The following is a 23,927-nucleotide window of genomic DNA, read 5'->3' as shown; positions in this document are numbered from 1 at the left end:
CGACACTTCGCCCTCCCACCCGAACGTCTGCTTGCGGCGTCCTCCGGCGGTTGCCGGGCTCCGCGCCGTCGCGTGAACCTATCCGCAGCCACGCCGTGCGACGGCGCTGTCGCGGGAGGACCGGTCGTTCGACATCGCGAGGTAGTCACAACTGACCAGGGGGTCCCGGGCCGGTCCCAGGCCGGGGAACCGGCGCTCCGGCCGCCGTAGACTCGGCGGGTGGAGACCTGGGTCGCCGAGCACTGGCTCGAGGCGCTGGGGTGGGGCGGGAGCGCGCTGCTCGTCTTCTCGCTGCTGCAGCAGCGCGTCCTCCGGTTCCGCACGCTCAACCTGGTCGCCGGGCTGGTGCTGGTCGTGTTCAACGCGCTCATCGAGGTGTGGCCGATGGTGGCGCTCAACGCGGTGACCAGCTCGATCAACGTCTGGTTCATCGCGCAGCTGCTGCGGCACCGCCACGACGCCGCCACGTTCGAGGTGATCGAGGTCGGGGTCGACGACCACTACCTCCAGCACGTGCTCGACACGCACGCCGAGGACATCCGGAAGCACCAGCCGACGTTCGGCGGCCGGGCGGAGCCCGGTGACGAGGCGTTCGTGGTCGCTCGCGGCGACGAGACGGTCGGCGTGGTGCTGCTGCAGCGCGACGGCGACACCGCCCGGGTGCACCTCGACTACGTGACGCCGAAGTACCGCGACTTCACGCCCGGCGAGTTCGTGTGGCGGCGCAGCGACCTGCTCCGCAGCCGCGGCTACCGGCGGGTGGTCACCTCACCGGACGTCGTCGACCCCTACTACGACAAGATCGGCTTCCGCCGCAGCGGCGACGTGTTCGTGCTCGACCTCGACGATCAGGCCGACGCCGCCTCGACCCACCGGTCGAGCGTCGCCTGAGCCGCACCGGAATCGATCGCCTCGCCGGCGCGGCGGATGCCGGCGGTGAGGGCCTCGAGCGGCTCCTCGCCCGGGGCGTCGTGGACGGCCAGCGCGGCGCCGGCGTTGAGCACCACCGCGTCGCGGACCGGGCCCTGCTCCCCCGCGAGCAGACGGCGTACGACGTCGGCGTTGTGCCGCACGTCGCCACCGCGGAGCGCGTCCTTGTCGGCCCGGGCGATGCCGAGCCCGGTCGGGTCGAGGCTGAAGCTCTGCACCCCACCCCCGTGCACGGCCCACACCGCGGACGTCGTCGACGTGGTCAGCTCGTCGAGCCCGTCGTCGCCGCGGAACACCCAGGCGTCGACACCGCGGGCGGCGAACACCCCCGCCATCACCTCGGCCTTCCCCGGGAAGGCGCAGCCGATGGCCTGGGCGCCCGGCCGCACCGGGTTGGCCAGCGGGCCGAGCAGGTTGAAGAGCGTGCCGATGCCGAGCTCGCGGCGCGGCACCGCGGCGTGCCGCAGGGCGGGGTGGAACGCCGCGGCGAAGCAGAACGTGATGCCGGCCTCCTCCGCGAGCGCCGCCACCCGCTCGACGGGCAGGTCCAGCCGCACTCCGAGCTCCTCGAGGGTGTCGGCACTCCCGGCCTTCGAGGACGCCGACCGGTTGCCGTGCTTGACGACCCGCGCGCCCGCACCGGCGGCCACGATGGCCGACATCAGCGACACGTTGACCGACATCGACCGGTCGCCCCCGGTGCCGACGACGTCGAGCGTGCGCCCCGGCACCGAGATCGGCGTCGCGACCTCGTACATCGCGTCGACGAGGCCGCTGAGCTCCTCGCTCGTCTCCCCCTTGGCGCGCAGCGCGACGGCGAACCCCGCGATCTGCACCGGGGTGGCGTCGCCCGAGAGGATCTCGCCCATCGCCCACCGGGCCTCGGCAGGAGTCAGGTCGCGACCCGTGACGACCGCGTCGAGCAGCTCCGGCCAGGTCGTGCTCACGCCGGGACGCGCGACCGCAGCAGCGAGATGGCGGCCTCGGCCAGCTGGATCGGGTCGATCGGGTGCGGCACGGCGGCGTCGGCCCGCGACCAGGTCGCCAGCCACGCGTCTTGTGGGCGACCGGTCAGCACGAGCACCGGCGGACAGTTGTAGATCTCGTCCTTGAGCTGCTTGGCGATGCCCAGGCCGCCGGCCGGCACCGCCTCCCCGTCGAGGACCGCGAGGTCGATGTGCCCGGCGTCCATGTTGTGGATCACGACCGGCTCGGTCGCGACCTCGACGTACTCCACCTCCGGGAGGTCCGGGTGGGGGGTGCCGGCCCAGCGCGAGGATGACCTGCTCGCGGGTGTGGACGTCGTCGCTGTAGACGAGGACCTTCAGGGTCTTGGTCGAAGTCACGCGCTGATGCTACTCGGCGGCGCTCCCGAGCCGTTCGAGCCGGTCGAGTCGGCGGTCCTCCCGCTCGGCCTCCTTCTTCGCGTCGCGCACCCACTGGGCGAAGAGGACGACGAAGAAGATCACCCCCACGAGGTCGCCCGCGCCCCAGAGCAGGCCGCCGGCGAGCTCCTGGTCGGCGTGCGGGTCGGGGAGCCAGGCGCCCATCGGGCCGTCGTGGAGCGAGGGGTAGTGGTCGCCGCCCAGCAGCTGGCTCTGGTCCATGACCGTCACTCCGAGGAACGCGTGGAACGGCAGGGTGAGCACGGTCAGCAGCACCCGGAAGGGGTGGGACACCCGGCCGGGCAGCGGGTCGATGCCCACGATCGGCCAGAAGAAGAGCGCGCCGACGAGCACGAGGTGGACGTGCATCATCTCGTGGACGTACGTCGAGGTGAGCGACGCCTCGTACCACCCGGTGAAGTACAGCGCCCAGGGCGACGCGACGTAGAGCGCGAACGCCAGCGGCGGGAACGACAGCACCTTGGCCACCCGCGAGTGCAGGACGGCGAGCAGCCACCGGCGGGGGCGTGCCGGCAGCGTGCGCAGCGCGAGCGTCACCGGCGCCCCGAGCGCGAGGCACAGCGGCACGACCATCGAGAGCACCATGTGCTGCCCCATGTGGGCGCTCAGCAGCACCGTGTCGTAGGCGGCGACACCCGACGACGTGGAGAGGTAGAAGGCGAGCATCCCGAGGCCCCAGGCGATCGACCGCCCGACCGGCCAGCGGTCGCCCCGATGGCGCAGCGTCCACACGCCGAGCGCGTAGAACCCCACCGACCACACGGTCACCACCAGTGACAACGGGTCGAGCGCCCACTCGGTCACCGCGGTGGTGAAGGTGAGCTCCGGGAGCACCTCGCCGCCGTCTCCGGGACCGGCCTGCGGACCGGCTCCGAGGGCGCTCACGACCGTCGTCTCCACCCCCGACCGTACGTCGCCGCGGAGGCGCGCCGGATTGGAGGGGGTCGGGGAGACGTCGGGGTCGACTACCGACATAATGAGGACCGTGGCGACCACAGCAACGGCATTCCTCCCGGCCTCGCGACTGCACGGGCAGCACGACCGACCGAGCATGGTCGCCGTCGGCACGATCATCTGGCTCTCCAGCGAGCTGATGTTCTTCGCCGCCCTGTTCGCGGCGTACTTCACGATCCGGGCGGCCAGCCCCGAGATGTGGGCCGAGAACACCGAGCTGCTCAACGTCCCGTTCGCGTCGGTCAACACCACGATCCTGGTGCTGTCGTCGTTCACCTGCCAGCTCGGCGTGTTCGCCGCCGAGCGGGGCCAGGTCGCGCGCACCGGGGGCCTGTTCGACGTGCGCGGCTGGGGACTGCGCGAGTGGTTCATCCTCACCTACGTCATGGGCGCCGTCTTCATCGGCGGCCAGGCGCTGGAGTACGCCGAGCTGATCCACCACGGCGTCACGATCCCCAACGACGCCTACGGCTCGATGTTCTACCTCACCACCGGTTTCCACGGCATCCACGTGACCGGCGGCCTGTTCGCGTTCCTGTTCGTCCTCGGACGCACCTACATGGCGAAGCGGTTCACCCACGAGCAGGCGGTGAGCGCGATCGTCGTGTCCTACTACTGGCACTTCGTCGACGTGGTCTGGATCGGTCTGTTCGCGACGATCTACCTCGTCCAGTGACGCTCGCCACCGCCTGACAACTCAACCCCCTGACGACCCGTCCCGGACCCGCAAGGAATCGATGTGCGCCTCCTGAACCGCTCCGCCGGCCGCTTGTCGCGGCACCGTCGCGGGCCGCTCGCCGGCCTGCTGGTGCTGGTCCTCGGCCTGCTGCTCACCGGCGGTCTCTACTCCGCGTTCGCGCCGGCGCAGGCCGACTCCACGCAGGCCCAGGAGGAGCTCGTCCAGGAGGGCCGCGAGCTCTTCCTGGTCGGCTGCGCCTTCTGCCACGGCCAGAACGGTGAGGGCGTCCTCACCCAGGGCGGCACGCAGTACGGCCCGCCGCTCACCGACGTCGGCGCCGCCGCGGTCGACTTCCAGGTCGGCACCGGCCGGATGCCGATGGCGCAGCCCGGCCAGCAGCCGCCGAAGAAGGACCCGGTCTACTCCGAGGAGGAGACCGCGGCCCTCGCGGCGTACGTCGCCTCGCTCGGCACCGGCCCCGCGATCCCCGACCGCGAGCTCTACGACCCCGAGACGATCGCGGACGCCAACGGCAACGGCAGCAATGAGGACGAGGTCCAGGAGTACGTCGCCCGGGGCGGCCAGATCTTCCTCGCCAACTGCACCGCGTGCCACAACTTCGAGGGCTCCGGCGGTGCCATGCCGCGCGGCGGCTACGCGCCCAAGATCCGCGGCACCGACCCGAAGCACATCTACGAGGCCATGCTCACCGGTCCGTACACGATGGACACCTTCTCCGACGGCAACATCCCGCCGGACGACAAGCTGGCGGTGATCGCCTACCTGCAGACGCTCGAGGAGACCCCGAGCTACGGCGGCTTCACCTTCGGCGGGCTGGGCCCGGTGAGCGAGGGCATCATCGCCTGGGTGGTCGGACTCGGCGCGCTCGTCGCGTTCGCCGTGTGGATCGCCGCACACACCACGCGCACGAGCAGGAAGAAGGACGGGGCGGAAGCGTGACCGACGCACACACCAACGACGGCCACACCGGCGACGAGGAGCGCCGCGGCGAGCTGGAGCCGTTCACCGACCCGGGCCTGCCCGAGCACCAGTGGCGCCCGACCGACGTCGATCCGCGGCAGGAGAAGCGGGCCGAGATCCAGGTCGCGACGCTGTTCGGCCTCTCGGCGCTCTGCACCGTCCTGTTCGTCGTGGCCTACTTCACCCTCGACATCGAGGACAACTGGCACGTCGTGGGCGGCTTCGGCGCCTCGACGATGGCGCTGGGCGCGACCCTCGGCGGCGCGTTCCTGTTCATCGGCATCGCGATCATCCAGTGGGCGCGCAAGCTGATGGGCGACCACGAGATCGTGGAGATGCGCCACCCCGCCCGGTCCAGCGACGAGGACCGGGCCGCCAGCGTGGAGGCGCTCCGCACCGGCTTCGACGAGACCGGCATCGCTCGCCGGCCGCTCATCCGCAACTCGGCCCTCGGCGCGCTCGGCCTGGTCGCCGTCGGTCCGCTCGTGATGCTGCGCGACCTCGGCCCCCTGCCGGGTGACAGCCTCGAGCACACCATCTGGGGCGCGGGCGGCCGCACCATCAAGGTGCTCGACGACAACGGGGTCGAGCAGGAGGTGCAGGTGCCGAAGATGCGGATCGCGCGCGACGCGATCGGCACCCCCGATCCTCGCCTCCGACCTCGAGATCGGCGACCTCGTCAACGCCCAGCCCGAGGTGCTCTTCAACCCCGAGCGCTACCACGTCGACCCGCACGAGGTCGAGGGCATCGAGCTGCAGGTCCACAAGAGCAAGGCGTCGCTCATCCTGCACCGGATGCACCCCTCGGAGATCAAGCCGGGCAAGGGCCGCGAGAACTGGGACGTCGGCGGCATCGTGGCCTACTCCAAGATCTGCACCCACGTCGGCTGCCCGATCTCGCTGAACGAGCGGACGACCCACCACCTGCTGTGCCCCTGCCACCAGTCGACGTTCGACCTGACCGACTCCGGTCGCGTCGTGTTCGGCCCGGCCGGGCGGCCGCTCCCCCAGCTGCCGCTCGAGGTCGACGAGCAGGGCTACCTGGTCGCCCAGAGCGACTTCACCGAACCGGTCGGACCGAGCTACTGGGAGCGTGACTACGATGAGCCTTGGTGACCGCCCCGACATGAGCAAGGTCGCGAAGTCGAACGCCGGGGAGCCGGCCGTCCCGCCCAGCCGCGGGTCCCAGCGCGCCGGCGCGGTGGCCAACTGGGCCGACGAGCGGCTCGGCCTGGGCACGATGCTCAAGAAGAACCTGCGCAAGGTCTTCCCCGACCACTGGTCCTTCATGCTCGGTGAGATCGCGCTGTGGAGCTTCGTGGTGCTGCTCCTCACCGGTGTGTTCCTCACGCTCTGGTACGACCCGAGCATGACCGAGGTGCAGTACGCCGGGTCCTACGACCCGCTGCGTGGCGTGCACATGTCCTCGGCGTTCGCGTCGACGCTCGACATCTCCTTCGACGTCCGCGGCGGCCTGCTGCTGCGGCAGATGCACCACTGGGCGGCGCACATCTTCATCGCCGCGATGATGATCCACCTGCTGCGCGTCTACTTCACGGGCGCCTTCCGCAAGCCGCGCGAGCTCAACTGGGTGATCGGCTGCCTCCTGCTGCTGCTCGGCACGATCGAGGGCTTCACCGGTTACTCGCTCCCCGACGACCTGCTCTCGGGCACCGGCGTCCGCGCCGCCGACGGGTTCGTGAAGGCCACCCCCGTGGTCGGCACCTACATGTCGTTCTTCATGTTCGGCGGCGAGTTCCCGGGCGACGCGATCATCCCGCGGCTCTACATCGCGCACGTCCTGCTGCTCCCCGGCCTGCTGCTGGCGCTGATCGCGGCCCACATGCTGCTGCTCGTCTACCACAAGCACACGCAGTGGCCTGGTCCCGGCCGGACCGAGCAGAACGTGGTCGGCTACCCGCTCCTCCCGGTCTACGCGGCCAAGGCCGGCGGCTTCTTCTTCATCGTGTTCGGCGCCTGCGCCCTCCTGGGTGGGCTGTTCTCGATCAACAACGTGTGGAAGCTCGGCCCCTACGACCCGTCGAAGGTCACCGCCGGCTCCCAGCCCGACTGGTACATGGGCTGGCCCGACGGCCTGCTGCGGATCATCCCGCCGTGGGAGACCCACATCTGGGGCGTGACGCTGTCGTGGAACATCATGCTGCCGATCCTCGTGATGCCGCCGCTGATGATCACGATCCTGGCGCTGCTGCCCTTCATCGAGCAGTGGGTGACCGGCGACAAGCGGGAGCACCACCTGCTGCAGCGGCCGCGCAACGCGCCGACGCGGACGGCGATCATGGTCGCGCTGATGACCTTCTACGGCCTGTCGTGGGCCGCGGGAGGCAACGACATCATCGCGATCAAGATGGATCTGAGCATCAACCAGATCACGTACTTCATGCGTGCCGCGATCTTCGTCGGCCCGGTGATCGCGTTCATGATCACCAAGCGCTGGTGCATCTCGCTGCAGCGGCAGGACAAGGAGAAGCTGCTGCACGGCTACGAGACGGGCGTCCTGGTCCGCTCCCCCGCCGGCGGGTACGCGGAGAAGCACCTGCCGATCGACGAGCACCAGGCCTACGCGCTCACGGCGCGCGACCGCGACGAGGTCTACGTGCCGGAGGAGGACGACCTCGACGGCGTCTCGCCCCGCGGGCGTCGCCTGGCGCGGCTGCGGGCGAAGCTGTCGGCGATGTTCTTCGCCGACAACGTGCAGAAGCCGACGGCTGCGGAGGTCGAGGAGTCGCGGGCGCACGCGGAGCACGAGCTGCACGAGCTGGAGCACCAGATCGCCACCGGCCCCAACAAGCACGGTCCGAGCTCCGACCACTGAGCACGACGACGAAGGCCCGCTCCCCGAGGGGGGCGGGCCTTCGTCGTACCCGGTCCGGCTGGCCTGCCAGGCGCGGACCAGAGCGGCGGGCGGTCAGCGCAGGGCGGAGCCCTCGCGTACGTCGGCCCAGGAGAGGTTCCAGTCGCCGTACCCGTTGTCGGGCTCCATCGGGCGGTCGGTGCCGGTGTACTCGACGACGTCGCCGCGGCGGGTCATGGCGTAGAGCCAGCCGGCGTCGGCGGTGCTCATGCCGGTGCAGCCGTGGGAGACGTTGTCGTGGCCCTGGGAGCCGACCGACCACGGCGCCGCGTGGATGAACTCGCCCGAGTAGGTGAGCCGCATCGCCCACTGGACGCCGGCGATGTTGTAGGCGTCGGCGCCGGTGATCCCGACCGTCTCGGAGTTCATGGTCTTGGACTCGAACTTCTCGATGATCACCTTCACGCCCGAGCGGGTGGTGTAGGCGGGCTGCTCCCCCGTCGTGATCGGGATGGTGCGCAGGAGGTCGCCGTTGGAGAACACCTTCATCTGGTGCGTGCGGGCGTTGACCCGGTAGACGTGGGCGTCACCGACCGCGAAGTCGATGTCGCGGTCCTCCTGGCCGTAGATGCCGTTGCCGGCGTCGACGCCGTTGATGTCGACGTCGACGCTGACCTCGGTGCCGGCCTTCCAGTAGCTCTTGGGCCGGTACCGGGCCTCGGTGTCGCTCACCCAGCGCCAGCTGCCGGGCTGGGCGGGCGTCGTGGTGACGTGCATGTTGCGCTCGAACGCGGCCTTGTCGGTGACCGGGAGGTCGAAGGTGACGACGACCGGCATGCCGACCCCGACGGTCTCGCCGTCGAGCGGGGCGACGGAGGGGTAGGTCTGCTCGTCGAGCGTGAGCGCCTGGGTGGTGAAGGCCGAGCGGGTGCGCACGGTGGAGCCGTCGACGCCCTTCCCGACCGCCTCGACCGTGTAGCGCACGCCGGGCTCGAGCCGGTCGCCGGCGGTCCAGCGGGTGCCGTCGGCGGAGATCTCCCCTGGCAGCGCGCCGCCGGGGTGCCGGACGGTGACCTCGGTGAGCTCGGCCGCCTTCGCGGCGACCCGGAGCACCGTGTCGACCGGGACCTCCCGGGCCCCCTTCCGCACGCTCGTGCGCAGCGCTGGCTTCGCGGTGTCGGCGACGCCGGTCGTCTCCGCGGCCGGCTCCTCGCCTCCCCCGCCGGGCAGCGCGTCGCTGGCGGCGTCGCAGGCGGTCAGCAGGGACGCGCAGACCGCGAGCGCGGCCAGGCCCAGCGGGGCGCGGGAGCGCGCAGGACCGAACGTGGAGGGAAGCATGGTGGGAAGGTGTCTCTCTCGCGACATCACGTACAGGAGGACGCGCCCGACCCCTCAGGGGTTGCGCGCCGCCCCCAGGTTAACCCCACCACCCGCCCCAACCCGCCTCGCCGCGCATGCAGGGCCGGCCGGAACGCACCGGGTCGGGCGCCCCTCACGCGCAGGAATGCGCCGGGTCGACGCTCCTCACGTGCGGGAATGCGCCGGGTCGGCACCCCCTCACGCGCCGGAACGCGCCGGGTCGACGCTCCTCACGTGCGGGAATGGGCCGGGTCGGCCCCTCTCACGTGCGGGAATGCGCCGGGTCGGCGCCACGAGCTCGTCTGGCCGCCCAGCAACCTCGCACCGAGCCTGCCTCGACCGCGGGCCGGCAGCGTGTCGCACGGCGGCGAAGCCGCCACCCTCACCCCGCCGAGACGTTGCGCCGCCCGCGTTGCCTGGACGGAGCGCAGCGAGCGAGGAACGAGCGAGCGGAGCGGAGGAAGGCAACGCGTCCGAGGCGGCGCAACACGGCCGAGCGGAGCGAGGCCAATTCACTCAATGCGCGTGCTCGCCCCGGTAGTACTCGAAGACCCAGCCGCTGAGGGCGATGGCGCCGAGGGCGCTGCCGATGATGACGAGCCACCAGGCGGTGAGGGCGAGGGCGAGGGTGATGGTGCCGAAGCAGAGAGCGCACCAGAACGGCCACCACGAGTAGGGCGGGAAGAAGCCGAGCTCGCCGGCGCCTTCGGGGGATCTCGCCGTCGGTGCGGTCCTCCGGCCGGGGGTCCATGCGCTGGGCGTGGAACCCGAGGTAGAAGGTGACCATGGCGGCGAGCAGCGTGGTCATGGCGAGCGCGGAGGTGCCGGTCCAGTCGGCGCCGGTGTCGCCGGCGTCGGTGATGAACCAGTAGGCGGGCGTGACGAGGAGGAGGAAGACCGCCGTGATGCCGAAGAGCCAGGCCTCGACCTTCATCGGGCGTCACCGTCCTCGTGGTTGTAGCTGTGGCTGTCGGGGTCGCCGGCTTCCTTCTTGGCCTGCTGCTCGGCGATGTGCTCGGCACGACCGTCGGCCTCGGGCACGTCGGCGGGCTGGCCGTCCTTCTCGCGCGGGTTGACGTCGAGCTCGATGGCGGCGATCTCCGGGTGGTGGAGGTCGAACGCCGGGGACTCCGAGCGCACCCGCGGCAGCCGGTGGAAGTTGTGGCGCGGCGGCGGGCAGCTGGTGGCCCACTCGAGCGAGCGGCCCCAGCCCCAGGGGTCGTCGACCTCGACCAGCGGTGCCTTGCGGGAGATGTAGACGTTGTAGAAGAACGGCAGCATCGAGGAGGCGAGCACGAAGGCGCCGATGGTGGACACCTGGTTGAGGACCTCGAAGTTGTCGCCGGGCAGGTAGTCGGCGTACCGCCGGGGCATGCCCTCGACGCCGAGCCAGTGCTGCACGAGGAAGGTGGCGTGGAAGCCGAGGAACAGCAGCCAGAAGTGGATCTTGCCGAGCCGCTCGTCGAGCATCCGGCCGGTCCACTTGGGCCACCAGAAGTAGAACCCGGCGAACATCGCGAACACGACGGTGCCGAACACGGTGTAGTGGAAGTGGGCGACCACGAAGTAGGAGTCGGACACGTGGAAGTCGAGCGGCGGGCTGGCGAGGATGACGCCGGTGAGGCCGCCGAAGAGGAACGTGGTGAGGAAGCCGATCGACCACAGCATGGGTGTGTCGAGGCGCACTGATCCGCCCCACATGGTGCCGATCCAGTTGAAGAATTTCACTCCGGTCGGCACGGCGATGAGGAACGTCATGCCGGCGAAGAACGGCAGGTTGACCTCGCCGGTGACGTACATGTGGTGCGCCCAGACGGCCACGGACAGGATCGCGATGCCCATGGTGGCGGCGACCAGGCCGATGTAGCCGAACACGGGCTTGCGGCTGAACACGGGGAGGATCTCGGTCACGATGCCGAAGAACGGCAGCGCGATGATGTAGACCTCCGGGTGGCCGAAGAACCAGAACAGGTGCTGCCACAGGATGGCGCCGCCGTGGGAGGCGTCGAACACGTGGGCGCCGAGCTGGCGGTCGGCCTCGAGCGAGAGCAGCGCGCCACCGAGGACCGGGAAGGCGATCAGGACCAGCAGGCTGGTGATGAGCACGTTCCAGGTGAACAGCGGCATCCGGAACATCGTCATGCCGGGGACGCGCATGCAGATGATCGTGGTGATGAAGTTGACGGCGCCGAGGATGGTGCCGATACCGGCCATCCAGAGGCCCATGATCCACAGGTCGCCGCCGACGCTGGGCGAGTTGACCTCGTCGGAGAGCGGGGCGTAGCCGAACCAGCCGAACGACGCGGCGCCCTCGGGCGTGAGGAACCCGGCGGCGGCGATGATGCCGCCGATGAGGTAGAGCCAGTAGCTGAACATGTTCAGCCGGGGGAACGCCACGTCGGGCGCACCGATCTGCAGCGGCATGATCGCGTTGCCGAAGCCGAAGAACAGCGGCGTCGCGAACAGCAGCAGCATGATCGTGCCGTGCATCGTGAAGAGCTGGTTGTACATCTCCTCGTTCACGACCTGGCTGCCCGGGTAGGCGAGCTCGGACCGGATGACGAGGGCCATCACGCCGCCGATGAGGAACCAGACCATCGAGGTGACGAGGTACAGGTTGCCGATCAGCTTGTGGTCGGTCGTGGTCATGAGCCGCACCAGCTGGCGACCGAGCGGCTTGCGCGCGGTCACCTCCGCCGAGCGGGCTGCGGTGGCGGTCACTCGTGCTCTCCCTCGTCCTCGTCGCTCTCCTCGATCTCCTCGAGGGCCGGCGCCTCGGCGTAGGTGCCGCCCTGGACCGGCTCCTCGGAGACGTTGTCAGGGTCCTGCGCCAGGCGCTCGAGGTAGGCCTGGTACTCGTCCTGGGACACCACGTGGACCTCGAAGAGCATCCGCGAGTGGTAGGTGCCGCAGAGCTCGTAGCACTTGCCGGCGTAGGTGCCTTCCTCGGTGGTGTGCACCTGGAAGGCGTTGTCGGCGCCGGGCACGACGTCCATGCGCATGGCGAAGGCCGGGACACCGAAGTTGTGGACCACGTCGGGGCTGAAGAGCCGGAACTCGATGGTGCTGTCGACGGGCAGGTAGAGCTCGGCGATGTTGTCACCGGTGCCGTTGAAGAAGACGTTGGAGCCTTCCGGGGTGTCGACCGACTCCGGGTAGTTGAACGTCCACTGCCACTTCTGGCCGACGACGACGATGTTGACGTCGGGGTCCTCGACCATCTCGAGGGCGGTGTTCTGGACCCGCACGGTGTGCGAGAAGAACACGATCACCATGATGATCGGGAAGATCGTGTAGAAGATCTCGACCGGCAGGTTGTACCGGGTCTGGACGGGGATCTCGTCCTCGTTGCGGCGACGGAAGTAGACCGCCACACCGATGATCAGCGCCCAGACGACGAATCCGGTCGCCAGCGCGGCGATCCAGGCGCCCTGCCACAGCGACAGGATGTCCTGGCCCTGGGTGGTGACGATCTCGGGCATGCCGAGCCGGCCGGCCTCCGTCTCCTTGGAGCAGCCGGCCAGGCCCAACGCGATCGCGACGAGACCGGCCGAGCCGGCCGATCGACGCAGGCGCCGGGCCGTTTCACCCGTGCGCTCGGGGTGCCTCAAACCCACGAACGAGCCCTTCCTCTCGAAGGTTCACGATTGGTCAGAACACTAGCGGAACAGCACCGTCGGGAACGCAGCGGGTCGGATTACCGGCGTCGCTAGATTGAGACGGTGACCGGCTACCTCGACACGGCCTCCGCGGAGCCGCTCCACCCGGCCGCGCGGGAGGCCCTGCTCGCTGCCCTGGAGCGGGGGTACGCCGACCCGCGCCGGCTGCACCACCCCGGGCGGGACGCCCGCCTGCTGCTCGAGAACGCCCGCGCCGTGGTCGCGGAGTGCCTCGGCGTCCGGTCCGACGAGGTGGGGTTCACGGCGTCGGGCACCGACGCCGTCCACCGGGGGCTGCTCGGGCTGGTTTCGGCCCGTCGCAGCCGCGGTGACGGGGTGGTCCACACGGCCGTCGAGCACTCCTCCGTGCTGCACGCCGTGGGGTGGCGACCCTCCCCCGCCCACGTCGCGGTGGGCGTCGACCGCGACGGCCGGGTCGACCCGGAGGAGGTCGCGGCGGCGGCACGGAACCCGGGCGTGGTGGCGGTCGCCGTACAGGCCGCCAACCAGGAGGTCGGCACCCTCCAGCCGGTCGACGACCTGGACCTGCCCGACGACCTGCCGCTCTTCGTCGACGCCGCCGCGGCCGTGGGGCGGGTCCCGCTGCCCCGCCGGTGGTCGGCCCTGGCGGCGTCGGCGCACAAGTGGGGCGGCCCGCCGGGGGTCGGGGTGCTCGCCGTGCGCCGCTCGGCCCGGTGGACCACCCCGTTCCCGGGCGACGACGGCCTCGACCAGCCCGGCGGGTTCGCGGACGTGCCGGGCGCGCTCGCCGCGGCGGCGGCCCTCCAGGCGGTGCTCGCGGACCGCGAGGAGACCGCGGCGCGGCAGCACCGGCTGGTCGAGCGCGTCCGGGCGGCGGCGGCCGCGCTGCCCGACACCGAGGTCGTCGGGCACCCGGTGGAGCGGCTGCCGCACCTGGTGACCTTCTCGTGCCTCTACGTCGGCGGCGACGAGCTGGTCGCCGGGCTCGACCGCCGGGGATTCGCGGTGGCCAGCGGCTCGGCCTGCACAGCGTCCTCGCTGGAACCCAGCCACGTGCTGGCCGCGATGGGCGCGCTGACCCACGGCAACGTGCGCGTCTCCCTGCGCCGCGACACCACCGAGGACGAGGTCGACGCGTTCTGCTCGGCGCTGGTCGAGTGCGTCACCGAGATCCGGGCCGGAGCGGGCCTGTGACCGGCCCCGACGCGGGCGACGACCCGGTGGAGATCGACTGCCGCGAGCTCCCCTGCCCGCGGCCGGTCATCGAGCTGGCCCGGGCGCTCCCGTCGGTCGCCGTCGGCGGGCTGCTCGCCGTCGTGGCGCGCGACCCCGCCGCTCGCCACGACGTACCGGCGTGGTGCCGGATGCGCGGGCAGGAGTACGTCGGCGAGGAGGCCGCCGACGACGGCGCACCGCGCTACGTCGTCCGCCGCCTCAGCTGACGTGCGCCGCGACCTCCTCGGCCGCGAGGTCGCCGTAGGACTCCCGGACCCGGCCGACGAACTGGTCGGCGGTGAAGGCGTACTCCTGGGGGCCGACCGTCTCGACAACGTAGGCGGCCAGCACGCACCCCACCTGGGCCGCCCGCTCCAGCGCCAGCCCCCAGCCGAGCGCGGCGAGGAACCCGGCGCGGAACGCGTCGCCGACACCGGTCGGCTCGACCGGCGTGACGCCGGCGGCCGCCGGGACCTCGAGGAGCTCCTGGTCGGCGCCGCTGATCCGGACCCCCGGGCGCCGAGGGTGGTGACCTGCAGCCGGACCCGGGACCCGATGTCGTCGGTCGTCCAGCCGGTCTTCTTCTCGATGACGTGGGTCTCGTACTCGTTGGTCACGAGCACGTCGGCACCGTCGATGAGCGCGCGGATCAGGTCACCGTCGCCGAACGCCAGCTGCTGGGAGGGGTCGGCCACGAAGCGGTAGCCCCGCTGCAGGCACTCCTCGGTGTGGCGGAGCATCGCGTCGGGGTCGTCGGGGCCGATCAGGACGTAGGCCGGCTCGCCGACCACGTCGACGATCGGCTTGAGCTCGATCTCCCGGGCCTCGCTCATCGCGCCCGGGTAGAACGACGCGATCTGCGCCATCGTGGAGTCGTTGGTGCACACGAACCGGGCGGTGTGGCGGGTCTCCGACACGTGGAGGTGGCCGCAGTCGACCCCGTGCCGCTCGAGCCAGGAGCGGTACTCCGCGAAGTCCTCCCCCACAGCACCGACCAGCACCGGCCGGAGGCCCAGGTTGCCCAGGCCGAAGGAGATGTTGCCGGCGCACCCGCCGCGCCGCACCTCCAGGTCGTGGACCAGGAAGCTGACCGACAGCTTGTCGAGCTGGTCGACGACGAGGGAGTCGGAGAACTTCCCGTCGAACGTCATCAGGTGGTCGGTCGCGATCGAGCCGGCGATGAGCAGGGAGCCGCTGGGTCCAGGCATGACACGGAACACTACCGACCGGTACTGCTGGGGGTACCCGCGAGTAGCGCCTAGCGTCGGCGGCATGACGCCTTACGAGGAGCTCGAGTCGCCGACCGCGCTGCACGCCGACTGCGAGGCGGCCAGCCGCCGGCTCGCCCGCGCGGCGCAGAAGGCCGTCGAGCCGCCGCCCAGCATCCACTACGACGAGCTCCCCCGCGAGGTGCCCAAGCCGGAGATCCGGGTCTCCGAGGCCGCTCAGCGGCTCGCGAACGCGCTGCACCTCCACCTCGACTAGTCGAGTGGGGGTTTTCTCACCCTCGAAATGTCAGAAAGCTCCGGCCGGGCCGGAGCTTTCTGACATTTCGAGGGTGAGAAAACCCCCACTCGACCTCAGTGGAACGAGTCGCCGCAGGCGCACGAACCCGTCGCGTTGGGGTTGTCGATGGTGAAGCCCTGCTTCTCGATGCTGTCGACGAAGTCGATCAGCGCACCGTTGAGGTAGGGCACGCTCATCCGGTCGACGACCACGGACACGCCGTCGAAGTCGGTCACCACGTCGCCGTCGAGGCTGCGCTCGTCGAAGAACAGCTGGTAGCGCAGGCCGCTGCAGCCGCCCGGCTGCACGGAGATCCGCAGCTGCAGGTCGTCACGACCCTCCTGGTCCAGGAGGCTCTTCACCTTGGCGGCGGCGACCGGGCTGAGGTTGATCTGGTCGCTGCGACGCTCGAACTCGGTCTCGAGCTGCTCGGTCATGGATTTCGCTCCCCCGTGGTCGGTTGCTCGCGCCGCGCACCCACGGGCCGTGGGCGCTGTGCCGACGCATCACGTCTGGTGTCTCCAATGGTCGCACACCCTGGGTTATTCCCGGGCCCGGACGACCGGGCGGCGGGTGGTGGTCGGGCTCAGCGCGACCAGGTCCGGGCCACCCGCTGCGCGAGCGCGGCCAGCGAGCCCGCAGGGTCGGCGTACGCCCGCTCCTCGCCGACCAGGTCGACCAGCGAGTACGCCGCGTCCATCCCGAGCGCACGCATCTCGCGCGCCCCGACCAGGACCTGGCCGGCGAGCGCCACACAGGGCCGCAGCGCCTCCGCGGCGACCGCGGCGACGCCGGCAGGGACCTTGCCGGCCCCGCTGCTGAAGTCGAAGGCGCCCTCGCCGGTGAGGACGACGTCGGCGTCGCGGGCCCGCTCCGCCAGCCGGACGGCGTCGGCCACGAGGCCGATCCCCGGCTGCCGGGTGGCGCCGAGCAGCAGCAGCGCGAACCCGAGGCCGCCGGCGGCCCCGGCGCCCTTCTCGAGCGAGACCCGCCGGTCGGTGGCCTCGGCGAACCGCTCGAGCGCCGCGTCCCACCGGGGCAGCTGCTCCTCGGGGATGCCCTTCTGCGGACCGTAGGTGCGGGTCGCACCGAACAGCCCGGTGAGCGGGTTGTCGACGTCGCTGGCCGCGACCACCTCCACGCCGGCCAGCCGCTCCCGCGCGGCCGCCAGGTCGACCCGGGACACCTGCTCGAGGCCCGCCGGCCCCTCCTCCAGCGGACCGTCGGCCCGCGCGCCGAGGGCCGCGAGCAGTCCGGCGCCGCCGTCGTTGGTGCCGCTGCCGCCGAGCCCGACCACCACCCGGCGCGCGCCCGCCTCGACCGCCCGCACGACCAGCGCGCCGACGCCGTACGTCGTGGCGCGGTCGGCGCCCTCACCGCCGCTGAGGTGGAGCCCGCAGGCCTGCGCACTCTCGACGTACGCCACGTCGCCGACCAGCAGGAACGCCGCCGGCACCGTGCCGGCCCGCTCGGTCGGCCCGACGACCGTCGTGGCGACCAGCTCGCCGCCCAGCGCCGCGTGCAGCACGTCGACGAAACCCGGACCGCCGTCCGACATCGGCACCAGGTCGACCTCGTCACCCGGCGCCTGCCTGAGCCAGCCGGTCGCGATGGCGTCCGCCGCCTCGACCGCGCTCAGCGTGCCGGCGAACTTGTCCGGGGCGACGAGGATCCGCATGCCCCCCATGATCGCGGACGCCTATCGTGGCGCGATGGCCGACGTGGTGATCCGACCGATGACGCCCCGACGACGTGCCGGTCGCCGAGCAGATCAGCGACCGCGCCTTCCACGAGCTCGACCTGCGCACCACGCCGCGCGACCAGCCCGAGCCCGAGCCGCGGAGCCCGGAGCACTCGGCGCGGTGGATCGCCCGCACCCTCCGCTTCCTCGAGCACGACCCGGGCGGGTGCTGGGTGGCCGAGGACGCCGACGGCGTGGCGGGCTTCGCGACGTCGCTGGTCCGCGAGCGCGTCTGGTGCCTGGCGACGTACGCCGTCCGGCCCGGGCTCCAGGGCAGGGGCGTCGGCGCCCGCCTGCTCGAGGCCGCGGAGAGCCACGGCGACGACTGCGAGACCGGGATGCTCGCCGCGTCCACCGACCCGCGCGCCGTCCGCCGCTACTGGCGCGCCGGCTTCACCCTGCACCCGCAGGTGCAGCTCCAGGGCCGGGTGGACCGGTCGCGGCTGCGCGGAGCGGACGGCGTCCGTGCCGGCGGGCCCGACGACCGGGAGCTGGCCGACGAGGTCGCGCGCCGGCTGCGCGGCGGCGGCCACGGGCCCGACCACGAGAGCCTCGCCGGGCTCGGCCGGATGCTCGTGGCCGAGGACCGCACCGGCCTGGGGTTCGCCTACGCCGACGACGCCCGGCTCCACCTCCTGGCTGCCACCCACCCGGTGACCGCGCAGGCGCTCCTCTGGGAGTGCCTGGCGGGTGCGGGGGCCGGCGTTCACCGTCCCGCACGTGACGGCGGCGAACCAGTGGGCGGTCGACGTCGGGCTGACCGTGGGGGCTCGAGATGCGACCCCAGGGCTACCTCGGCGTGCGCGGAATGGACCCGCCGACGCCGTACGTTCACAACGGTGCCATGTTGTGACCACGCTGCGACCGGGCACCCGCCGTCGGTGACGGCCGGCTGCGCCGCGAATCGGTGCCCCGGGCGACCGAGGAATAGGATTCAGCCATGACCACCGTCGACCTCCCGCTGCTGCCGCTGGGCCGCGGCACCGACCCGCTCTCCGAGCGCGGCGTCGAGTGCCCCGGCGACCTGCCGCCGGCGTCCGACCCCGACCTGGTCGCGCGCGCCCGCGCCGCCAAGGAGGCGCTCGGCGACAAGGTGTTCGTGCTCGGGCACCACTACCAGCGCAACGAGGTCATCCAGTTCGCCGACGTCACCGGCGACTCCTTCAAGCTCGCCCGCGACGCCGCCGCCCGTCCGGAGGCGGAGTACATCGTCTTCTGCGGCGTGCACTTCATGGCCGAGTCGGCCGACATCCTCACCGGCCCGCACCAGCAGGTCGTGCTCCCCGACCTGGCCGCCGGCTGCTCCATGGCCGACATGGCGCGCATCGCGCAGGTCGAGGCCGCGTGGGACGCGCTCGCCGCCGCCGGGATCCAGGACCAGGTGGTCCCGGTGACCTACATGAACTCCAGCGCCGCCATCAAGGCCTTCTGCGGTCGCAACGGCGGCGTCGTCTGCACCTCGTCGAACGCCGAGGTCGCCCTCGAGTGGGCGTTCCAGCAGAAGGGCCCCGACACGAAGGTGCTCTTCCTCCCCGACCAGCACCTCGGCCGCAACACCGCCGTCCTCAAGCTCGGCTACGGCCTCGACGACTGCGTCGTGTGGAACCCGCACAAGCCCGAGGGCGGCCTCACCGCCGAGCAGCTCTCCGACGCCCGGATGATCCTGTGGAAGGGCCACTGCTCGGTCCACGGCCGGTTCTCCCCCCGACGTCGTCGACGACCTGCGCGAGCGGATCCCCGGCATCAACATCCTGGTGCACCCCGAGTGCACCCACGAGGTGGTGCTCAAGGCCGACCACGTCGGCTCGACGGAGTACATCATCAAGACGATCGAGGCGGCTCCCGCCGGGTCGGCCTGGGCGATCGGCACCGAGCTCAACCTCGTGCAGCGGCTCGCCGAGGCGCACCCCGACAAGCAGATCGTGTTCCTCGACCGCAACGTCTGCTACTGCTCGACCATGAACCGGATCGACCTGCCGCACTTCGTGTGGGCGATGGAGTCCCCTGGTCGAGGGGGTCGTCGTCAACCGGATCGAGGTCGACCCGCAGACCGAGCAGGAGGCGCTGGTCGCCCTGCAGCGGATGCTCGACCTGCCCGGCAGGTCGAGCCGCGACTGACGCAGGAACGGGAGGACGCGTTGTTCCGACGGAGCAGGACCGAGGAGGCACCGGTCGAGGCCGTGGCGCCCAAGCCGGGCGGCAAGGGCCGGCCGACGCCGAAGCGCCGCGAGGCCGAAGCGCTCGCGCGGGCCAAGGCACGGCCGCCGCGCGACCGCAAGGAGCTCAAGCGGCGTCAGCGCGAGCTCCGGATGGAGGACAGCCGCAAGATCCGCCAGGCGATGAAGAGCGGCGACGAGCGCTACTACCTCCCCCGCGACCGCGGCCCGGTGCGCCGGTTCATCCGCGACTACATCGACAGCCGGTTCTCCGTCGTCGAGCTGATGATCCCGCTGCTCGTCGTCAGCATGGTCCTCGGCTGGTCCGGCTCCCCCACGCTCGTCAACGCCAGCTCGATGATCCTGCTCGCGACGTTCCTCTTTGTGATCGTCGACATGGTCGTGCTGCGGTTCCGTCTGCGCCGCGAGCTCGGCCGCCGGTTCCCCGACGAGCCGCTCAAGGGCACGACGTACTACGCGCTCATGCGCGCCCTGCAGATGAAGTTCATGCGGCTGCCCAAGCCGCAGGTGAAGATCGGCCAGAGCCTCTCCGACACCTACCGCTGAGCCGCCGCCAGGTCGAGTAGAGGCTTTCTCACCGTCGAGTGGGCACCTCCTCGCCGGGAAGGCCCCTACTCAACGCGGACAAAGTCCCTGCTCGACGTAGAGAAAGTTCCTACTCGACCCCGATGGTCAGTCGAGGGTGGGTGACCTGGTCAGCGCCGGGTCGCTGGTGACGACGGGGCCGACGACGTCGTCGATCGCCTTCATGGTCGCCTCGTCCAGCTCCACACCGGCGGCCTTGACGTTGTCGGTGACCTGCTCGGGACGGCTGGCGCCGATGATGGCCGCGGAGACGTTGTCGTTCTGCAGCACCCACGCGACGGCGAGCTGCGCCATCGTGAGCCCGACCTCGTCGGCGATCGGCTTGAGCTGCTGCACCCGTTCGAGCACGTCGTCCTGCATCCACCGGCTGATCATGCCGGCGCCACCCTTCTCGTCGGTGGCGCGCGAGCCCGGCGGCGGCGCCTGGCCGGGCAGGTACTTGCCGGTCAGCACGCCCTGCGCGATCGGCGACCAGACGATCTGGCCGATGCCCAGCTCGCGGCAGGTCGGCACCACCTCGCCCTCGATCACCCGCCACAGCATCGAGTACTGCGGCTGGTTCGACACGAGCGGCACGCGCAGCTCCTTCGCGAGCTCGTGCGCGGCGCGGATCTCCTCCGCCCGCCACTCCGAGACGCCGATGTAGAGCGCCTTGCCGGCGCGGACGACGTCGGCGAACGCGAGCATCGTCTCCTCCAGCGGCGTGCCGTGGTCGAAGCGGTGCGCCTGGTAGAGGTCGACGTAGTCGGTGCCGAGCCGCCGCAGCGACCCGTCGATCGACTCGAGGATGTGCTTGCGCGACAACCCCTTGTCGTTGTGCTTGCCGGGGCCGGTCGGCCAGAAGACCTTCGTGAAGATCTCCAGGCCCTCGCGCCGCTCCCCCGCCAGCGCCTTGCCGAGCACCGACTCGGCCGCCGTGTTGGCGTACACGTCGGCGGTGTCGAAGGTGGTGATGCCCTCCTCGAGCGCCTGGCGCACGCACGCCAGCGCGGCGTCCTCCTCGACCTGCGAGCCGTGGGTGAGCCAGTTGCCGTAGGCGATGGCCGAGATCTTCAGGCCGCTCGCTCCGAGGTTGCGGATCTCCATGGGCACGACCCTATCGAGCGCCCGGAAAGCCTCCTGCGAGGATGGAGGCATGACGACAGCGGACGTCTCGGTGCGGGTCGCCTGGGCGCAGGACGGCTCCGGGATCGCCGAGGTCCAGCTCCGGGCGTGGGAGCGGCGGTACGGCGACCTCCTGCCCGGCCTGCTGGCCGAGCGGGGCCTCGACCCCGAGCAGCACCGCTCCGCGTGGGCCCGGTCGCTCGCCCGGCCGCCCGAGGCGCGTCGCCGTGCGCTCGTCGCGCTCGAGCACGACCGGGTCGTCGGCTTCGCCCCTCACCGGCCCGGGCACCGATCCCGACGCCGACCCCGCCGCAGACGGCGAGATCAGCGAGTTCACCGTCGACCCCGGGCACACCGGTCAGGGACACGGCTCCCGGCTGCTGCAGGCGTGCGTCGACACGCTGGAGGCCGACGCGTTCACCCGCGCCACGTGCTGGGTGGACAGCACCGACGACGGCTTCCGCGGGTTCCTGTCCAGCGGCGGCTGGGCACCCGACGGCGCGAGCCGGGAGCTCGCCGACGAGGCGGGAGCGGGAACCGTGAAGCAGGTCCGGCTGCACACCCGCATCGGCGCCGCGGAGGACCCGCCCGCCTGATCCCTCAGCCGAGGTCGAGGAAGTGCTCCAGCCCGACGGTCAGTCCCGGGTGGTCGCCGATCGCGCGCACGCCGGTGAGCACACCCGGGGTGAACGACGCCCGGTCGAGCGAGTCGTGCCGGATGGTGAGCGTCTCCCCCAACCCGCCCAGCACGACCTCCTGGTGCGCCACCAGCCCGCGAACCCGCAGCCCGTGGACGTGGATGCCGTCGACGACGGCGCCGCGGGCACCGTCGAGGGCCGTCGACGTGGCGTCGGGCACCGGCGGGGCGCCGGCCTCGCGGCGTGCGGCGGCGACGAGCTGCGCCGTCCGCCGGGCGGTGCCGCTGGGCGCGTCGGCCTTGTCGGGGTGGTGGAGCTCCACGATCTCGACCGACTCGTAGAACGGCGCGGCCACCGCGGCGAACCGCATCATGAGGATCGCGCCGATCGAGAAGTTCGGCGCGATCAGCACGCCGGTGCCGGGTGACCGCTCGAGCCAACCGGTGAGCGTGTCGAGCCGCTCCTGGTCGAAGCCGGTCGTGCCGACGACCGCGTGGATGCCGTGGTCGACGCAGAACTCGAGGTTGCCCATCACCACGTCGGGGTGGGTGAAGTCGACGACCACCTGGGCACCGGCGTCGGTCAACCGGGTGGCGGGGTCGTCCTGGTCGACCTCGGCGACCAGGTCGAGGTCGTCGGCGGCGGCGACCGCCCGGCACACCTCGGAGCCCACCTTGCCGCGCGCACCCAGCACGCCGACCCGCAACCGACCGCTCTCTGCACCGCTCACGGTGCAATACTGCCCGGTCGGTCCCGCACCCTTGCCGACGGGTCTGGCAGGCTGGGCACATGGCGGTGCAGACGATCCCGGCCCGGATCCGGTGGGCGGTGGACTTCATGGAGGTGCAGCCGAACGACCACGTCCTGGAGATCGGGTGCGGTTCGGGGCACGCGGCTGACCTGATCTGCCGACGGCTCGAGGGCAAGGGCAAGATGTTTGCGATCGACCGCTCCGAGGCGGGCGTCGACCGCACGCGCCAGCGCTGCGCCGCCCACGTCGAGGCGGGCCGGCTGACCGTGCGTCAGATCGACCTCGCCACGCTGCGGGTCCCGGTCAAGCGGCTCACCAAGGTGTTCGCGTTCAACGTCAACCTGTTCTGGGTGCGTGACTGCAAGAACGAGGTCGCGCTGCTCCACGAGCGGGTGCTGCCGGGCGGCTCGGTCAACCTGTTCTTCGACGCCACCCGCCCCGACCAGGTGCAGGAGATCCTCACCAACGCCTCCCGCGCCCTCACCGACGGCGGCTTCCGCGTCTACATCGCCACCTCCGACAAGCCCCCCGTCGTCGGCATCATCGGCCGCCGCTAGGGATCTCGTCAGCCGCGCGCGCGAGCGAAGCGAAGCGCCCACGAGTCACATGAGCCCGCGCGCGCGAGCGAAGCGATGCGCCTGCGAGTCACATGAGCCCGCGCGCGCGAGCGAAGCGATGCGCGGTAGCCGACCCGGCGCAAATCTTGCTCCGCGAGCGAAGCGAGCCACGCCCGAGATTTGCGCCGGGTCGGCAACATGGGCCCGCAGGTTTGCGCCGGGTCGACCCAATCCCGATGCAGGTTTGCGCCGGGTCGACCCGATTCCCGTGCGGAAACGCGCCGGGTCGACCTGCTCTACGCGAGCGAAGCGAGCGCAGATCAACTGGGCCCGACGACGGCCAGGATCTCCGGGCGGCCGAAGACGTCGGCGGCGACGGCGCGGACGTCGTCGATGGTGACGTCGTTGATGCGGTCCATGACGGCGTCGATGCCGAGGACCTCGGCGTAGACGAGCTCGGCCTTGCCGAGGCGCATCATGCGGGCGCCGGAGTCCTCGAGGCCGAGGACGAGGCCGCCGACGAGCTGGCCCTTGCCGCGGGCGAGCTCCTCGTCGGTGATGCCGTGGGCGGCGATGCGGGAGAGCTCGACACGGACCACCTCGAGCACGTCGTCGAGCCGGTCGGGCAGGCAGCCGACGGCGACGCCGACGATGCCGGAGTCGGCGTAGTGGCTGGCGAAGGAGTAGACGGAGTAGGCCAGGCCGCGGCGCTCGCGGACCTCCTGGAAGAGCCGGCTCGACGTGCCGCCGCCGAGGGCGGTGTTGAGCACGCCGAGGGCGAACCGGCGTTCGTCGTCGCGGGGCAGGCCCTCGTTGGCGAGGACGACGTTGACCTGCTCGAAGGGGCGGGCGATCCGACCGCTGCCGCCGCGGACCTGCGGGCTGCGT

Annotated in this window: 21 protein-coding genes and 7 pseudogenes; 13 read left to right on the top strand and 15 right to left on the bottom strand. The window is 71.5% G+C overall.

From position 1 onward, the window contains the following. Positions 1 to 219 precede the first annotated feature (219 nt). The gene (locus MF408_RS19035) at positions 220 to 891 is read left to right on the top strand and encodes a hypothetical protein (RefSeq protein ID WP_240248987.1); all 672 of its coding nucleotides are present in this window, start codon (positions 220 to 222) and stop codon (positions 889 to 891) included. On the opposite strand, the gene trpD is transcribed toward MF408_RS19035, so the two are convergent. From trpD to MF408_RS19020, 3 genes and pseudogenes are all read right to left on the bottom strand, one after another. Further along, positions 849 to 1,877: an anthranilate phosphoribosyltransferase gene (gene trpD, locus MF408_RS19030; protein ID WP_240248986.1), complete on the bottom strand. Its 1,029-nt coding sequence runs from the start codon at positions 1,875 to 1,877 to the stop codon at positions 849 to 851. The genes MF408_RS19035 and trpD overlap by 43 nt on opposite strands. Then, positions 1,874 to 2,276, bottom strand: a pseudogene (locus tag MF408_RS19025) (hypothetical protein). Before MF408_RS19025 ends, trpD begins: the two are co-directional and overlap by 4 nt. Positions 2,277 to 2,285: 9 nt before the next feature. Continuing rightward, on the bottom strand, positions 2,286 to 3,221 hold the full coding sequence (locus tag MF408_RS19020; protein WP_240248985.1) for a cytochrome c oxidase assembly protein: 936 nt from the start codon (positions 3,219 to 3,221) through the stop codon (positions 2,286 to 2,288). Between the two features lie 91 nt (positions 3,222 to 3,312). Between MF408_RS19020 and MF408_RS19015 the strand changes: the two genes are divergently transcribed. The 4 genes and pseudogenes from MF408_RS19015 (at position 3,313) to MF408_RS19000 (ending at position 7,786) form a co-directional block, all read left to right on the top strand. Then, positions 3,313 to 3,966: a heme-copper oxidase subunit III gene (locus MF408_RS19015; protein WP_275693232.1), complete on the top strand. Its 654-nt coding sequence runs from the start codon at positions 3,313 to 3,315 to the stop codon at positions 3,964 to 3,966. A gap of 72 nt (positions 3,967 to 4,038) precedes the next feature. Continuing rightward, complete coding sequence (locus tag MF408_RS19010; RefSeq protein ID WP_240252047.1) at positions 4,039 to 4,929, top strand: cytochrome c; 891 nt, start codon at positions 4,039 to 4,041, stop codon at positions 4,927 to 4,929. Positions 4,930 to 4,982: 53 nt separating this feature from the next. Beyond that, a pseudogene (locus MF408_RS19005) lies at positions 4,983 to 6,066 on the top strand (Rieske 2Fe-2S domain-containing protein). Between the two features lie 10 nt (positions 6,067 to 6,076). Next, positions 6,077 to 7,786 (top strand): cytochrome bc complex cytochrome b subunit, encoded by a 1,710-nt coding sequence (locus MF408_RS19000; protein ID WP_240248983.1) that lies wholly within the window; start codon positions 6,077 to 6,079, stop codon positions 7,784 to 7,786. Positions 7,787 to 7,879: 93 nt separating this feature from the next. On the opposite strand, the gene MF408_RS18995 is transcribed toward MF408_RS19000, so the two are convergent. The 5 genes and pseudogenes from MF408_RS18995 to coxB form a co-directional block, all read right to left on the bottom strand. Further along, positions 7,880 to 9,103 carry an Ig-like domain-containing protein gene (locus tag MF408_RS18995; protein ID WP_240248982.1) on the bottom strand — a complete coding sequence of 408 codons (1,224 nt, stop codon included), beginning with the start codon at positions 9,101 to 9,103 and terminating at the stop codon, positions 7,880 to 7,882. Between the two features lie 537 nt (positions 9,104 to 9,640). Further along, positions 9,641 to 9,775: pseudogene (locus MF408_RS27130) on the bottom strand (cytochrome c oxidase subunit 4); the annotation flags it as partial. Positions 9,776 to 9,896: 121 nt separating this feature from the next. Then, positions 9,897 to 10,058: pseudogene (locus tag MF408_RS27125) on the bottom strand (cytochrome c oxidase subunit 4); the annotation flags it as partial. Beyond that, positions 10,055 to 11,845 carry a cytochrome c oxidase subunit I gene (gene ctaD / locus MF408_RS18985; RefSeq protein ID WP_240248981.1) on the bottom strand — a complete coding sequence of 597 codons (1,791 nt, stop codon included), beginning with the start codon at positions 11,843 to 11,845 and terminating at the stop codon, positions 10,055 to 10,057. The pseudogene MF408_RS27125 and the gene ctaD, both read right to left, overlap by 4 nt. Continuing rightward, positions 11,842 to 12,654 carry a cytochrome c oxidase subunit II gene (gene coxB / locus MF408_RS18980; RefSeq protein ID WP_240248980.1) on the bottom strand — a complete coding sequence of 271 codons (813 nt, stop codon included), beginning with the start codon at positions 12,652 to 12,654 and terminating at the stop codon, positions 11,842 to 11,844. The genes ctaD and coxB overlap by 4 nt, the downstream gene beginning before the upstream one ends. A 192-nt stretch (positions 12,655 to 12,846) precedes the next feature. Between coxB and MF408_RS18975 the strand changes: the two genes are divergently transcribed. Both MF408_RS18975 and MF408_RS18970 read left to right on the top strand, forming a co-directional pair. Further along, positions 12,847 to 13,959, top strand: coding sequence for an aminotransferase class V-fold PLP-dependent enzyme (locus MF408_RS18975; protein ID WP_240248979.1), 1,113 nt, complete (start codon positions 12,847 to 12,849; stop codon positions 13,957 to 13,959). Next, complete coding sequence (locus tag MF408_RS18970; protein WP_240248978.1) at positions 13,956 to 14,207, top strand: sulfurtransferase TusA family protein; 252 nt, start codon at positions 13,956 to 13,958, stop codon at positions 14,205 to 14,207. The genes MF408_RS18975 and MF408_RS18970 overlap by 4 nt, the downstream gene beginning before the upstream one ends. On the opposite strand, the gene MF408_RS27120 is transcribed toward MF408_RS18970, so the two are convergent. Beyond that, complete coding sequence (locus tag MF408_RS27120; protein WP_345893985.1) at positions 14,200 to 14,331, bottom strand: hypothetical protein; 132 nt, start codon at positions 14,329 to 14,331, stop codon at positions 14,200 to 14,202. The genes MF408_RS18970 and MF408_RS27120 overlap by 8 nt on opposite strands. Positions 14,332 to 14,349: 18 nt before the next feature. After that, positions 14,350 to 15,131, bottom strand: a pseudogene (locus MF408_RS18965) (carbohydrate kinase family protein); the annotation flags it as partial. 121 nt (positions 15,132 to 15,252) lie between these two features. Here MF408_RS18965 and MF408_RS18960 point away from each other — a divergent pair. After that, the gene (locus MF408_RS18960; protein WP_240248977.1) at positions 15,253 to 15,465 is read left to right on the top strand and encodes a hypothetical protein; all 213 of its coding nucleotides are present in this window, start codon (positions 15,253 to 15,255) and stop codon (positions 15,463 to 15,465) included. Between the two features lie 95 nt (positions 15,466 to 15,560). Here the strand turns inward: MF408_RS18960 and erpA are convergent, their stop codons facing one another. Together erpA and MF408_RS18950 are read right to left on the bottom strand one after the other, a co-directional pair. Then, positions 15,561 to 15,923, bottom strand: a complete 363-nt coding sequence (gene erpA / locus MF408_RS18955; protein WP_240248976.1) for an iron-sulfur cluster insertion protein ErpA — start codon at positions 15,921 to 15,923, stop codon at positions 15,561 to 15,563. A 149-nt stretch (positions 15,924 to 16,072) separates the two neighbouring features. Continuing rightward, entirely contained in the window at positions 16,073 to 17,164 is a 1,092-nt protein-coding gene (locus tag MF408_RS18950; protein ID WP_240248975.1) for a glycerate kinase, read from the bottom strand. Between the two features lie 74 nt (positions 17,165 to 17,238). On the opposite strand from MF408_RS18950, the gene MF408_RS18945 reads away from it, so the two are divergent. The 3 genes and pseudogenes from MF408_RS18945 to nadA (MF408_RS18935) all read left to right on the top strand — a co-directional run bounded on the left by MF408_RS18945 (position 17,239) and on the right by nadA (MF408_RS18935) (position 19,950). Then, the gene (locus MF408_RS18945; protein WP_240248974.1) at positions 17,239 to 18,171 is read left to right on the top strand and encodes a GNAT family N-acetyltransferase; all 933 of its coding nucleotides are present in this window, start codon (positions 17,239 to 17,241) and stop codon (positions 18,169 to 18,171) included. Beyond that, positions 18,168 to 18,890: pseudogene (gene nadA / locus MF408_RS18940) on the top strand (quinolinate synthase NadA); the annotation flags it as partial. The gene MF408_RS18945 and the pseudogene nadA (MF408_RS18940), both read left to right, overlap by 4 nt. A 91-nt stretch (positions 18,891 to 18,981) precedes the next feature. Then, on the top strand, positions 18,982 to 19,950 hold the full coding sequence (gene nadA, locus MF408_RS18935) for a quinolinate synthase NadA (protein ID WP_240248973.1): 969 nt from the start codon (positions 18,982 to 18,984) through the stop codon (positions 19,948 to 19,950). A 126-nt stretch (positions 19,951 to 20,076) separates the two neighbouring features. Here nadA (MF408_RS18935) and MF408_RS18930 read toward each other — a convergent pair whose 3' ends face one another. Further along, complete coding sequence (locus MF408_RS18930; protein WP_240248972.1) at positions 20,077 to 21,075, bottom strand: aldo/keto reductase family protein; 999 nt, start codon at positions 21,073 to 21,075, stop codon at positions 20,077 to 20,079. A gap of 245 nt (positions 21,076 to 21,320) precedes the next feature. Here MF408_RS18930 and MF408_RS18925 point away from each other — a divergent pair, with 245 nt between their 5' ends. Then, positions 21,321 to 21,689 (top strand): GNAT family N-acetyltransferase, encoded by a 369-nt coding sequence (locus tag MF408_RS18925; RefSeq protein ID WP_240248971.1) that lies wholly within the window; start codon positions 21,321 to 21,323, stop codon positions 21,687 to 21,689. Positions 21,690 to 21,693: 4 nt separating this feature from the next. Here MF408_RS18925 and dapB read toward each other — a convergent pair whose 3' ends face one another. Then, positions 21,694 to 22,437: a 4-hydroxy-tetrahydrodipicolinate reductase gene (gene dapB, locus MF408_RS18920; protein WP_240252045.1), complete on the bottom strand. Its 744-nt coding sequence runs from the start codon at positions 22,435 to 22,437 to the stop codon at positions 21,694 to 21,696. Positions 22,438 to 22,520: 83 nt separating this feature from the next. Between dapB and MF408_RS18915 the strand changes: the two genes are divergently transcribed. Beyond that, positions 22,521 to 23,039 (top strand): class I SAM-dependent methyltransferase, encoded by a 519-nt coding sequence (locus MF408_RS18915; RefSeq protein ID WP_240248970.1) that lies wholly within the window; start codon positions 22,521 to 22,523, stop codon positions 23,037 to 23,039. 320 nt (positions 23,040 to 23,359) lie between these two features. On the opposite strand, the pseudogene MF408_RS18910 reads toward MF408_RS18915, so the two are convergent. Further along, a pseudogene (locus tag MF408_RS18910) lies at positions 23,360 to 23,914 on the bottom strand (insulinase family protein); the annotation flags it as partial. Between the last annotated feature and the right edge of the window lie 13 nt (positions 23,915 to 23,927).

Origin of the sequence: Nocardioides sp. TF02-7, assembly GCF_022437945.1 — a bacterium.
In the GTDB taxonomy this organism is placed as follows: Bacteria; Actinomycetota; Actinomycetes; order Propionibacteriales; family Nocardioidaceae; genus Nocardioides.
The sequence above is the reverse complement of the archived record's forward strand: the minus strand, read 5'-3'. Positions and strand labels throughout refer to the sequence as shown.